This window comes from Myxococcus sp. AM011, assembly GCF_013372595.1.
GTDB classification, from domain to species: Bacteria; Myxococcota; Myxococcia; order Myxococcales; family Myxococcaceae; genus Myxococcus; species Myxococcus eversor.
Window position 1 is genome coordinate 1 of record NZ_JABXEM010000323.1, and the last position, 11795, is coordinate 11795.

General features: G+C 69.1%; 11 protein-coding genes and 1 pseudogene. 4 read left to right on the plus strand and 8 right to left on the minus strand.

Annotated features, from left to right (window positions below):
* The 3 genes and pseudogenes from HUW62_RS41425 to rplU form a co-directional block, all read right to left on the minus strand.
* Positions 1 to 365, minus strand: a pseudogene (locus HUW62_RS41425) (GTPase ObgE); the annotation flags it as partial.
* 129 nt (positions 366 to 494) lie between these two features.
* Positions 495 to 767, minus strand: coding sequence for a 50S ribosomal protein L27 (gene rpmA, locus HUW62_RS41430; protein WP_163868191.1), 273 nt, complete (start codon positions 765 to 767; stop codon positions 495 to 497).
* Positions 768 to 805: 38 nt separating this feature from the next.
* Positions 806 to 1114, minus strand: coding sequence for a 50S ribosomal protein L21 (gene rplU / locus HUW62_RS41435; RefSeq protein WP_163868192.1), 309 nt, complete (start codon positions 1112 to 1114; stop codon positions 806 to 808).
* 264 nt (positions 1115 to 1378) lie between these two features.
* On the opposite strand from rplU, the gene HUW62_RS41440 reads away from it, so the two are divergent.
* Positions 1379 to 1735, plus strand: a complete 357-nt coding sequence (locus HUW62_RS41440) for a hypothetical protein (protein ID WP_163868193.1) — start codon at positions 1379 to 1381, stop codon at positions 1733 to 1735.
* Positions 1736 to 1773: 38 nt separating this feature from the next.
* Here the strand turns inward: HUW62_RS41440 and HUW62_RS50200 are convergent, their stop codons facing one another.
* A complete protein-coding gene (locus tag HUW62_RS50200; protein WP_368670619.1) occupies positions 1774 to 4644 on the minus strand; it encodes a protein kinase in 2871 nt (956 codons plus the stop codon).
* A 178-nt stretch (positions 4645 to 4822) separates the two neighbouring features.
* Between HUW62_RS50200 and HUW62_RS41455 the strand changes: the two genes are divergently transcribed.
* The gene (locus tag HUW62_RS41455) at positions 4823 to 5785 is read left to right on the plus strand and encodes an isopenicillin N synthase family oxygenase (protein ID WP_176437568.1); all 963 of its coding nucleotides are present in this window, start codon (positions 4823 to 4825) and stop codon (positions 5783 to 5785) included.
* A 62-nt stretch (positions 5786 to 5847) separates the two neighbouring features.
* Positions 5848 to 6912 (plus strand): carbon-nitrogen hydrolase family protein, encoded by a 1065-nt coding sequence (locus tag HUW62_RS41460; RefSeq protein WP_163868195.1) that lies wholly within the window; start codon positions 5848 to 5850, stop codon positions 6910 to 6912.
* A 1-nt stretch (position 6913) separates the two neighbouring features.
* Here the strand turns inward: HUW62_RS41460 and gatB are convergent, their stop codons facing one another.
* The 4 genes from gatB to HUW62_RS41480 are packed head-to-tail and all read right to left on the minus strand — an operon-like array spanning position 6914 to position 10508.
* On the minus strand, positions 6914 to 8353 hold the full coding sequence (gatB, locus tag HUW62_RS41465; RefSeq protein WP_163868196.1) for an Asp-tRNA(Asn)/Glu-tRNA(Gln) amidotransferase subunit GatB: 1440 nt from the start codon (positions 8351 to 8353) through the stop codon (positions 6914 to 6916).
* Between the two features lie 29 nt (positions 8354 to 8382).
* The gene (gene gatA, locus HUW62_RS41470; RefSeq protein ID WP_163868197.1) at positions 8383 to 9843 is read right to left on the minus strand and encodes an Asp-tRNA(Asn)/Glu-tRNA(Gln) amidotransferase subunit GatA; all 1461 of its coding nucleotides are present in this window, start codon (positions 9841 to 9843) and stop codon (positions 8383 to 8385) included.
* 21 nt (positions 9844 to 9864) lie between these two features.
* Positions 9865 to 10152, minus strand: a complete 288-nt coding sequence (gene gatC, locus HUW62_RS41475) for an Asp-tRNA(Asn)/Glu-tRNA(Gln) amidotransferase subunit GatC (RefSeq protein WP_141646512.1) — start codon at positions 10150 to 10152, stop codon at positions 9865 to 9867.
* Positions 10153 to 10178: 26 nt separating this feature from the next.
* A complete protein-coding gene (locus HUW62_RS41480; RefSeq protein ID WP_163868198.1) occupies positions 10179 to 10508 on the minus strand; it encodes a zf-TFIIB domain-containing protein in 330 nt (109 codons plus the stop codon).
* Positions 10509 to 10711: 203 nt separating this feature from the next.
* Here HUW62_RS41480 and HUW62_RS41485 point away from each other — a divergent pair.
* A partial coding sequence (locus HUW62_RS41485; RefSeq protein WP_176437569.1) for a DNA translocase FtsK 4TM domain-containing protein occupies positions 10712 to 11795 on the plus strand: 1084 nt, incomplete at its 3' end.

The window sequence follows — 11795 nt, forward strand, 5'->3', positions numbered from 1 at the left end:
CGCCCGCCCTTCGCCGCCACCCAGCGCTGGCCCGGCTCGCTCAGGTCCACCAGCAGCTCTTCGGTGTGGTGGTCCTTCACCAGCGTGCCCACCGGCACGCGGAGGATCATGTCGTCGGCCGCGCGACCGTTGCAGTCGCTGCCCATGCCATGCTCGCCATTCTTGGCGCGGTGGTGCTGCTGATAGCGGTAGTCCAGCAGGGTGGTGAGCTGCGGGTCTCCCACGAAGATGACCGAGCCACCGTTGCCGCCGTCACCACCGTTGGGGCCACCGCGCTCGATGAACTTCTCACGCCGGAAGGACACGGCGCCGTTACCGCCATCGCCCGCCTTCACGAAGATGCGGACCTCATCGACGAACTTCATGAAAGCGTCTCCTGAAAAACGCAGAGCGGGCCGCCTCGCGTCCTGGGCGCCGGAAAGGGCGCGTGGACTGGAGAAGCGACCCGCTCGTGGATGCCTCGCGGCGACCGGCCCTGTGAGGCCGGTTTACCGTCAGGCGCTGGCCTGCTCGGCGGCCGGATAGACCGAGACCTTCTTGCGGTCGCGGCCCAGGCGCTCGTACTTCACGACGCCGTCCACCACCGAATAGAGGGTGAAGTCGCGACCGAGCTTCACGTTCTCGCCCGCGTGGATGACCGTGCCGACCTGGCGAACCAGGATGCTGCCAGCCGAGACTTCCTGGCCGCCGTACACCTTCACGCCGCGGTACTGCGGGTTGGAATCGCGACCGTTTCGCGAAGAACCCTGTCCCTTTTTATGGGCCATGACACCTTGCTCCTGAAGTTGAGGTGAAACCGTCCGGACTAGCCGGAGATGGAGGTGACCTTCACCTCGGTATACGGCTGGCGATGGCCACGGCGACGGGTCCAGCCCTCCTTCTCCTTGCGGAAGTGGAGGACGCGGCGGTGCTTGTCCTGCGCGAGCACCTTGCCCACGACGCGAGCGCCGGAGACCGTGGGACGACCCACCTTGGGGCTATCCGTGCCGCCCAACAGCAGGACATCGGTAAAGGACACCTCGGCTCCGATGTCGCCGGCGATCTTCTCGATCCGGAGGACATCGCCCTCGGCGACGCGGTACTGCTTTCCGCCCGTGCGAATCACTGCGTACATCGTCTAACCCCTGTCAGCTTCGGGTTGGGTCAACCCGTGGAATCGGCCGCGCATTTCGGACGGACGGACCGCCCTTGTGGCGCAAAGGACGGCCGGATTTACGGGAGATGCCCTGGGGAGTCAAGACGGTTGCTGGATCATCTCGTCCGGCAGTCCAGATTGCCCCCGGGAAAGAGCGAACCTACCTGATGGTCCGGCCAGAGCAAGCCCGGCCGATCAGCGCTCCACCAACAAAACCGTCTGTCCCCCGGGGGGAATTCCACAATGAAGAAATTCATGTTCGGCCTGATGGCCGCCGTCACCCTTTTGTTCGGCGTCGGCTGCGGCGGCAACGCCTGCGATGACCTGGAAGACGCGAACAAGGCGCTCAACGACAAGGTGGCGGCCTGTGGCGACGACACCGGCGGGGACGAGGACGTGTTCAACAAGGGCGTCTGCGAGGACGCGCTGGATGCCTGCTCGGACAGCGACAAGGACCGGCTGAGCGACCTGGCGGACTGCATCCAGGACCTGCCGGACTGCCAGGTGGGCAGCGAAGTGGACTGGATCAACCAGTTCAGCGAGTGCTTCAACCGGACCGAGGGCATCAGCGCCTCCTGCGCCGCGGCCGCTGGCGGGTAGTCACCCACCTCTTCCGCTTCACCGGGCCCGGCTTTCCCTCAGGAAGGTCGGGCCCTGTCGCTGGTGCGCTCCGTGGCGCCGCGAGCATCCAGGGCCCGGCGGACGGTGCGGTAGCGGTGGTGGAGGCTCGACTCCAGCGGGTCCAGCGCCAGGCCCCGCTCGTAGGTCTCCAGGGCACGCATCAGTTGCCCTTCCCGCTCCAGCGCGGAGCCGGAGAGATAGTGCACACGCGCCATCCCCGCGGACTGGGGCCTGCGCGCGAGGAACTCCCGCCGGAGCGAATCGAGCTGCTCCGACGTCAGCCCTGCCTCCAGGCACCGGGCCACGCCTCGGTGGTTGCCCCGCCAGGCGTCGTACAGCGCCCGCTGCGTCACCGTGCCCAGGACCTCTCCGGCCTCGTGCAGCCGGCCGAGCACGGAGTCGAGCAGGAGGCACTGCGAGGAAGACAGGGGTCGCTGGCGCAGCGATTCCAGCGTGCCACGGGCCTCGCGGGTGCGGGCACGCAAGGCGGTCATGTCCAGGTCGGGAGGCACGGCGAGCACCGCGTAGTAGTCACCCGACAGCCGCGTCCGATAGGCCTCCAACACATGGGCGGCTTCCGCGTCGTCCGCCATGGGCACGAGCGGCGGAGGACGGCGACCCGGGCCCGCGCGAAGGAGCGCGTCCACGGAGGCCTTGAGCGCCAGGGTGGCCTCGACGAACTGGACGCCGAAGCCGGTGGCCATGCCCCAGACCCGGGCCTGCTCTTCCGGCACGTGGCGGACGACCTCGCAGACGACGGAGTGAGGACCAGAGTCCAGCTCCAGCACCATGGGAAGGCGCGCGAAGAGCGGCGGGAGCAACCCCTCGCTGCGAAGGAACAGCCCGCCGCGCGACAGGTCCGAGCCCGTCAGCCACACCGGAGTCTCTCCGGGACGCAACACCACGCGCACCGGAAGCTCCACCGTGGGCGGCCTCGCGGAGGGCAGCCCATCACCGAAGGGAGCACCCACGCGCGCGACGGCGTCACGGCTCGGGTTCGCCGTTGTCGCGGGAGGAGTCCCCCGTCCGACGGGCGCACCCGGAACACCTTCATGCCTCATGTTCGCCACAGGCGCGGGAGGAGTTCCCCGGCCAATGGGCAGGGCCTGCGCATCCTCGCGACTCGCGCTCACCACAGGCGCCGCCAGAGACCCCCGACAAATGGGCAGGGCCGGAGCGTCTTCGCGACTCGCGCTCACCACCAGCACGGGCGGGGGCCGTCGACCCGCATGCACGCCTGGAACACCTTCACGACTCGCGACGCCCACTGGCGCAGGCGGAGTCCCTCGGCCAATGGGCACTCCTTGAACACCGTCACGACTCGCGTCAAGCAGTGGCGCGGGCGGAGTCCCTCGACCGACGGGCATGTTCGGAACGCCTTCTCGACCCGCGTTCATCACCGGCGCGGGCGGAGTCCCTCGGCCGATGGGCACACCCGAAACACCTTCTCGACCCGCGTTCATCACCGGCGCGGGCGGAGTCCCTCGTCCGATGGGCGCGCCCGGAACACCTTCTCGACCCGCGTTCACCATCGGCGCGGGTGGAGTCCCTCGTCCAGCGGATGCAACTGGAGCCCCCTCACGACTCGCGACGCCCACCGGTCCAGCAGGAGGCCCCCGGCCAACGGGCACACCCTCACGACTCACGACTCCCATCAGGCCTGGAGGAGGCCCCCGGCCAACAGGCACACCTTCTCGACTCGCGATACCCACGGGCATGAGCATCGGAGGCGCCAGTGGCTGCGCAGCCTCCAGAGCATTCCGCGGAGGCGATGCGGCCCATCCCGGAGCCACGGGCCGTGGCGCCGGAGACCAGGGCGCGATGAGGTCCTCCGCCACCATGACTTCCGGAGCCACCACCGGAGGCACGGTCCTCACAGGCACGGGAGGACGTGCCGGCTTCGTCCGCGCACGCGCCTCTTCCGCCAGCGCCCCCTCCAAGGCCGCGCGCAGGACGGCCGCCGTCGCGTACCGCTCCTCGGGAGCCTTGGCCAGGGTCCGCAGGATGACTCGCTCCAACGCCATGGGGACCGCCGCGTGCACCGAGCGAGGCGGCGGCGGCGCCCGCATCTGATGGGCCACGAGCTGCGCCGTCAGTCCCTCGTCCCCGAAGGGCAGGCGCCCGGTGACGAGCTGATACGCGATGACCCCCAGCGCATACAGGTCCGCGCGTCCATCCACGCGGCGACTCAGCGACTGCTCCGGCGCCATGTACTCGGGCGTGCCCACGATGATGCCGGCGTGGGTCTGCGGCATGCTCGCGTCCGCCAGCTTCGCGATGCCGAAGTCGAGCACCTTCACGAAAGGAGTGCCCCGCCCGCGCCGCACCAGGAACACGTTGTCCGGCTTGAGGTCGCGGTGGACGATTCCACTCAAGTGCGCGGCCTGGAGCGCGTCGCACACCTGCGAGAGCACCGACACCACCGCGGGCGCGGGCAGCGGCGTCCCCACCCATGCGGACAGCGGCGCGCCGTCCAGGTACTCCATGATGAGGTACGGCCGGGGCGGCCCCGCGTTCAGGTCGAAGATGCTGACGATGTTCTCGTGGCCAATGACATTGACGGCCCGAGCCTCCGCGTGAAAGCGCTGCACCAGCTCCGGGTACATGGCCAGGTGCTCGTGCAGGACCTTCACCGCCACCCGACTGCCGATGGACACGTGCTCGCCCAGGTAAACCGTGCCCATGCCGCCGCGTCCCAACCGGCGCACCAGTCGGAAGCTTCCCAGGCGGGCACCTACCAGGGGGTCTGAGTCCTCGCTCGCCACGGGGCACCTCGGCCTGGGCGCCGGCCCCTCACCTTCCGCGCGAACCAGCGTCGAGCAAGACGTCGCCGACCCATGTCGCTGGCCGCACGCCTCGCACGCATCACCGCTGCTCACCTCGGCCATGCCAGTCCCCCAGGCCTGCCCAGCTAATCTGGACATTCCCGTCCCATGCTGACCACTGGCGCCCCGCGAGGATGTCGGCTGGTGGGACGCAAGCCAGCGCCGCGGTACATGAAGACGGTCCACCGGCCGACGCTGTCGCTGCCGACAATCCATCACGCTCGATTAAGGTGCGCGGCCCATGTCCGGAACCTCACGCCGCATCCCTCTCCTCGACCTGTCCCACTACCGAAGCGGCACACCCACCGAGCGCGCTCGTTTCGTCCAAATCTTCGGTGAGGGACTGAGGGAGTTCGGCTTCGTCTCCATCGTCGGCCATGGCATCGACGACGCGCTCATCCGTCGCACCTACTCTGACGTGGAGCGACTGTTCCAGCTCCCCGAGGACGTGAAGACGCGCTACGCGGTGCCGGAGCTGGCGGGCCAGCGCGGCTACACCGGCTTCGGCAAGGAGCACGCGAAGGACCGCAAGGTGGGGGACTTGAAGGAGTTCTGGCACGTGGGCCGCGAGCTTCCGGCCGGCCACCCGTACCTGAAGGACTACGGCGCCAACGTGTGGCCTGGAGAAGTGCCCTCCTTCCGGGAGAACACCCTGTCGCTCTTCCGCGAGCTGGATGGCGCCGCCGGCGTCATGCTCCAGGCCCTGGCGGAGTTCTTCGGCGTGGCGCGCACGACGTTCAGTGACATGGCCACGGACGGCAACTCGGTGCTGCGCCTCATCCACTATCCGCCGCTGCGCGAGCGCTTCATCCCCGGGGGCGTGCGCGCCGCCGAGCACGAGGACATCAACCTCATCACCCTGCTGTGCGAGGGCACCGCGTCCGGTCTGGAGCTGCTCACGCGCGACGGCGAGTGGCTGCCGGTGGACACGCTGCGCGGGCAGATTGTCGTGGACTCCGGCGACATGCTCAGCCGCGTGACGAACGAGGTCATCCCCGCCACCACGCACCGGGTGGTGAATCCGAAGAGCGCGGACGAGGACACCGTCCGCTACTCGCTGCCCTTCTTCGTGCATCCCTATTCGGACTGCGTGCTCAAGCCCCTGCCCAGCACCGAGACGCCGGACAACCCAGCCCGGCACGCGCCCATCACCGCGGGCGCCTTCCTGCAGCAGCGTCTGCGGGAGAACGGACTGTTGAAGTAGGCACACGCTTCTGCCCGGTGGACGGCGCAAGCTCGCGCCCCACCGGATGCCCCGGCCTTTTCGTGAACGACGCCCTGCCTCCCACCCACGTCGAGCTGTTCGCCCTCCAGCCTCGTGTCTCGCTGGAGGACTACGCGTCCCCCGCATCGTTCACCGCGAAGCACCGCGCGCTCGCGGCGAGAGTCGATGCGCTGCGTGCACGCGATACATCCGGGCGACCCCTCCACCCCGCCCTCGCGGTGTGGCCGGAGCTGGTGGGCGCGCCCCTGGCGATGATGGGTCACCTGCCTCGGGTTCAACGCCACACGACGACCCGAGGCGCCATGCGCCGCGTGGCCCTGGCCGAGTGGGCCCCCATGTGGCGAGCCTGGAGAACGCTCCAGCCGCCGACGCGGGAAGAGTGCCTCTACGCCGCGCTCGCCTCCCGCGTGCATCGAGTGGTGCACGAGACCTTCTCCGGCATCGCCCGGGACTTCCGCCTGTGGGTGGTGGCGGGCAGCGCGTTGCTTCCTGACAACCGACGAGGACTCGGCACCCCGGACTTCGAGCCCCGAGGCGCGCGCACGTACAACACCAGTCACACCTTCGACCCCGAGGGTCATTGCGTGGCGGTGACGCGCAAGGTGAACCTGGTGCCCGGCCGCGAGGACGTGCTGCACCTGAGTCCCGGACGTCCCGAGGACATGACGGTGCTCGCCACGCCCTTCGGCCGACTGGGAACGCTGCTGGGCTACGACGCCTTCCGAAAGCCCCACACCGCGAAGGAGCCCTGGTTCGTGCCCTGCGCGCAGTACCTGGACGCCTTGGGGGCGGACATCCTCGCCCACCCGTCCGCCAACCCGTGGCCGTGGGACTCACCGTGGCCCTTCGAGTCGGCGGGAGGCAACCCGCGCACGGGAAGCCAGCACTGGTTCGACGAGGGCATTCCCTCCCAACTCTCCACGTTCCGCCGGGTCCGCTACACCGTGACGGCCCAGCTCGTGGGAGACCTGCTCGACAACCACTTCGAGGCGCCCTCGCTCATCCTGGAGCGCACGGACGCCGCGCAACCACGGGTGCTCGCCTGCTCGGAGAACCCGCGGGACGAGGACGTGCTCCACGTCACCGTGCCCGCGTGCACCCCGTAAATCAGTCGCCGAGCTTCTTCTTGAGCAGCTCGTTGACGAGCGCGGGGTTGCCCTTGCCCTTCATGGCCCGCATCACCTGGCCCACGAAAAAGCCGAACACCTGCTTCTTGCCCGCGCGGTACTTCTCAATCTCGCCCGCGTTCTTCGCGAGGATGTCGTCCACCACGGCTTCAATCGCGCCCGTGTCGCTCACCTGGGCGAGGCCCTTCTCCGCGATGATGTCCGGGGCCGAGCGGCCCGTGCGGAACATCTCCGCCAGCACGTCCTTGCCCGCGTTCGCGGACACCGTGCCCTGGTCCACGGCGCCCAGGAGCTCCGCCAACTGCGCGGGCGTGAAGCGCACCGAGGTCACCGTCGAGCCCTCTTCCTTCAAGAGCCGCAGCAGCTCTCCGAGGAACCAGTTGGCGAGCTTCTTCGCGTCCGGGTAGCGCTCGGCGCACGCCTCGAAGAAGTCCGCGAGCGGGCGCTCCGCGGTGAGGATGCGCGCGTCATACACGGGCAGGCCATACTGACTCACGAAGCGCTGGAGCTTCGCGCGCGGCAGCTCGGGCAGCGTGTGGCCCACCGCCTCGATGACCTCCGTCGTCACGTGCAGCGGCGGGAGGTCGGGCTCCGGGAAGTACCGGTAGTCGTGCGCGTCCTCCTTGCTGCGCATGGAGCGCGAGACGCCCTTGTTGACGTCCCACAGGCGCGTCTCCTGGTCCACCTTCCCGCCGGACTCGATGACATCCACCTGCCGCGAAATCTCGTACTCGATGGCCTGCTTCACGAAGCGGAACGAGTTGAGGTTCTTCAGCTCGCAGCGCTGGCCATAGGTGTCGGAGCCCTTGAGCATCACCGACACGTTGGCGTCGCAGCGGAAGCTGCCCTCGTCCAGGTTGCCGTCGTTGACACCCAGGTACACGAGCACGTCGCGCAGCGCCTTGAGGTACTCCACCGCCTCGTCCGCGTCGCGCAGGTCCGGCTCGCTGACGATTTCCAAGAGCGGCACGCCCGCGCGGTTGAGGTCCACCAGGCTCTGCCCGCCGCCCGCGTCGTGCACGCTCTTGCCCGCGTCCTCCTCCATGTGGATGCGGCGCACGCGGATGAGCTTCTCGCCCTGCGGCGTGTCGATGAGCAGCTTGCCGTGCTCGCAGATGGGCAGGTCGTACTGCGTAATCTGGTAGCCCTTGGGCAGGTCCGGATAGAAGTAGTTCTTCCGGCTCCACACGCTCTTCGCGTTGACGCGGCACTCGAGCGCCAGGCCCGTGCGGATGGCGAAGTCGACGACGCGCTCATTGAGCACGGGCAACACGCCGGGCATGCCCAGGCACACCGGACAGGTGTTGCGATTGGGCTCCGCGCCGAACGCGGTGGAGCAGCCGCAGAAAATCTTCGACTGCGTGAGGAGCTGCGCGTGGACCTCGAGGCCGATGACGGGCTGAAAATCGCTCACGGGCATGGCGGTGTCACCGATGCGGACCTCGTGCCCTAGATGGGCGCGAGGCGGCGGAAGAAGTCGTGCTCGCGCTCGAAGGCCCGAGCGATGCGCAAGAGGAGGGCCTCGTCGAAGGGCCGTCCCAGAACCTGGAGCCCCACCGGCAGCCCCGCCTTCGTGAAGCCGCAGGGCACCGACAAGCCAGGCACGCCCGCCAGGTTGCAGGGCAGCGTGTAGACGTCCATCAGGTACATGGACAGCGGGTCATCCACCTTCTCGCCCAGCTTGAACGGCGCCACCGGAGAGATGGGAGCCACCAGCGCATCCACCTCCTTGAAGACGCGCGTGAAGTCCTCGCGGATGAGGGTGCGGACCTTCTGCGCGCGCAGGTAGTAGGCGTCGTAGTAGCCGGCGGACAGCGCGTACGTGCCCAGCATGATGCGGCGCTTCACCTCCGGCCCGAAGCCCCGCTCACGCGTCAGCGAGTACAGCTCCTTGAGGCCGCGCGCGTCCTTGGCCCTCAGGCCGTAGCGCACGCCGTCGTAGCGGGCCAGGTTGCTGGACGCCTCGGCGGGAGCGATGAGGTAGTAGGTCGCCAGCGCGTACTGCGTATGTGGCAGCGACACGTCCACCAGCGTCGCGCCCTGCCGCTCGTACTCGCGCAGGGCCGCGCGCACGGAGGCCTCCACCTCCTCCTCCATGCCCTGGGCGAAGTATTCGCGCGGCACGCCCAGCTTCAGCCCGCGCACGCCCTGCTCCAGCTCCGCCGAGTAGTCCGGCGTCGTCACCGGCGCGGACGTGGAGTCCCTCGGGTCGTGCTGGGCGAGGATTTGGAGCAGCGCCGCCGCGTCCGACACCGTGCGCGTCATCGGACCGGGCTGGTCCAGCGACGAGGCGTAGGCGATGACGCCGTAGCGCGACACGCGCCCGTACGTGGGCTTGAGGCCCACCGTGTTGGTGAAGGCCGCGGGCTGGCGGATGGAGCCGCCCGTGTCAGTGCCCAGCGCGCCGAACACCTCGCGCGCCGCCACCGCCGCCGCCGAGCCTCCCGAGGAGCCTCCCGGCGTGCGCGTCACATCCCAGGGGTTGTGCGTGGGGAAGTACGCGCTGGACTCATTGGAGGAGCCCATCGCGAACTCGTCCAGGTTGAGCTTGCCCAGCAGCGGCAGGCCCGCCTCGCGCAACAGGCGAACCACCGTCGCGTCCAGCGGCGGCACGAAGCCCTCCAGCACGCGCGAGCCGGCGGTGGTCTCCAGACCCTCGGTGAGGAAGAGGTCCTTGAGTCCCACGGGCACGCCGTCCAGGCGGCTCGCCGGAGTGCCCGCCTTTCGGCGCGCGTCACTGGCCTCGGCGGCGGCCAGGGCACCGGCCTCGTCCACGCGCAGGAAGGCTCGAATCTTCGGGTCCACCCGCTGGATGCGCTCCAGACACGCGCGGGTGGCTTCCACGGAGGACACCTGACCCGCGGCCAGCTTCTCCGCGAGCTCCAGCATCGTCAGGTCCGTGAGCTGCATGACGTGGGGCTCCCCTCCTGGCTACTCGATGATTTTGGGCACCGCGAAGGACGTGCCCGACTTCGCCGGGGCGTTGGCCAGCGACTTCTCGGGCGGCAGCGAGGGCCGCGTCACGTCCTCCCGAAGGAGCGAGGCCGTCAGCGTGGCGTGCGACGTGGGCTCCACGTTCTCCACGTCCAGCGACTGCAACTGAGTCACCGCGTCCAGCACCGCCGACAGCTGCGTGGACAGGCGCTGCTCCTCCTCGGGAGTCAGCGCCAGCCTCGCCAGCGTGGCCACATGTCGCACCTGCTCGAGCGTGAGGGCCATGCGTGGAAGCCTCCGACCGCGAGTGACTACTTGCGCTTGAAGAGGTTCAGGATGGCGCCCATCACCTTGCCACTGCCCTCGTGGCCGTGGTGCGCCATCAGCTGCTCCAGCTCACCGGAGTCCAGGAAGACGCCGCCACAGTTGAAGCACGTCTCCAGGTCCACGTTGCCCTGCTTGAGCGTCTGGAGGTCCATGCCGCACTTGGGGCACTTCATCCAGTGGAGCTTCTTGAGCTCCTCGCGCTGCTTCTCCGCCGTCTCCGCGGCCTGCTGGAGCGCCAGCTTGCGCTTCTTTTCGATGTCCTCCCGGGCGAAGTACTCTTCCTCGCTCGAGGACGGCTTGTCGGTGTCTGCCATGGCGATGCTCCTCCAAGAAATCGTGGCGGCACCATACCCCCTCTGGTGGAGGGCGCAGCCGAAATGTAGGCCCTGTGTCCGGCACCGTCCGCCCGGACTGGAGCGACTGCCGGAAAATTGACCAGACCCCCTCCCTCCCTACACTCGCGACGGGCATTGCTACAGCCCGCTACGCGGCTGAGACGCGCAGAGGGAAGAAGGTCATGACGGCGAAGAAGGGTCGGGCGGAAAAGGCGGTACTCTCCCGTCAGGAGATCGCGACGCGTCGCAAGGCGCTCGCGGACAAGCGACGGAAGGCGGGCGCCGAGGGAGGCGACGGCAGCGCGGGGCGTGCCATCACCGGCGTGTTCCTGCTCGCGGCGTCGCTCTTGTCCTTGTTGGCGGTCGCCACGTTCGACGCCCATGACAGGGTCGGACCGGGCTTCCGCAACGCGGTGGGCCCCATGGGCCACCTCATCGCGGAGACGCTGCGAGGGATGCTGGGCGTGTGCGCCTACCTGGCCCCCGTGGGCGGGCTCTACACGGCCATGGTGCTCTTCGTGGGCAGCCGCGAGCGCAAGCGCGGCCCTCAAATCATCAGCCTCTTCCTGCTGACCGTGAGCATCTCCGTCCTGGCGCAGCTCATGTTCGCCGGTGACAAGGGCTGGGCACATCCTCCCGGAGGCGCGCTGGGCGCCAGCCTGGGTGGGGTGATGGAGGGGCTGTTCTCCACCGTCGGCACCGTCATCCTGGTGACGGCCATCAGCGCCGCCGCCCTCATCGTCGGGACGCAGTACACGTTCTTCAAGCTGTGCTCGCTGGTGTGGGCCGGCCTGAGCGTCCTGGGCCGCCGCGTCGCCGAGTCCGCGAACGTCTTCTGGGAGGCGCAGAAGGCGTCCTACAAGGTCCGACAGGAGCGCGCGGCGGAGGAGAAGCTGGAGGAGGCCGCCTTCCTCGCGCAAATCGAGGCGGATGAGGAAGAGCTGGCCGAAGCCGAGCGCGCCGCCGAAGAGGCCGAAGCCGCCGAGGCGGAGGCCATGGCCGAAGAGGCCGTGCGCCTGGCCCGGCAGAACGAGAAGGAGCAGGCCCTCGCCGCGAAGCTGGCCCTCAAGGACGGGCGCGAGAAGGGGGAGAAGCGCAAGGCACTGCCGCTCCCCGCCGAGACGGACTCGCTGCCACCCACGTCGTCGCCGTCCCTGCCCGCCGACAACAGGCTCGCGCTGCGCGCCGAGAAGCGTCCCGCGCCCGGAGCGGACCCGGCCTGGGCCGCGTCGTTCCTCGCCCCCGCGCCCCACTCCACCCCGATTG

Excerpts from the sequence above, each read along its gene's own strand:
- rpmA (WP_163868191.1), bottom strand. The coding sequence starts at position 767 with ATGGCCCATAAAAAGGGACAGGGTTCTTCGCGAAACGGTCGCGATTCC.
- gatA (WP_163868197.1), bottom strand. The coding sequence starts at position 9,843 with ATGCAGCTCACGGACCTGACGATGCTGGAGCTCGCGGAGAAGCTGGCC.
- gatC (WP_141646512.1), bottom strand. The coding sequence starts at position 10,152 with ATGGCCCTCACGCTCGAGCAGGTGCGACATGTGGCCACGCTGGCGAGG.
- rplU (WP_163868192.1), bottom strand. The coding sequence starts at position 1,114 with ATGTACGCAGTGATTCGCACGGGCGGAAAGCAGTACCGCGTCGCCGAG.
- HUW62_RS41440 (WP_163868193.1), top strand. The coding sequence starts at position 1,379 with ATGAAGAAATTCATGTTCGGCCTGATGGCCGCCGTCACCCTTTTGTTC.
- HUW62_RS41455 (WP_176437568.1), top strand. The coding sequence starts at position 4,823 with ATGTCCGGAACCTCACGCCGCATCCCTCTCCTCGACCTGTCCCACTAC.
- HUW62_RS41480 (WP_163868198.1), bottom strand. The coding sequence starts at position 10,508 with ATGGCAGACACCGACAAGCCGTCCTCGAGCGAGGAAGAGTACTTCGCC.
- gatB (WP_163868196.1), bottom strand. The coding sequence starts at position 8,353 with ATGCCCGTGAGCGATTTTCAGCCCGTCATCGGCCTCGAGGTCCACGCG.
- HUW62_RS50200 (WP_368670619.1), bottom strand. The coding sequence starts at position 4,644 with ATGGCCGAGGTGAGCAGCGGTGATGCGTGCGAGGCGTGCGGCCAGCGA.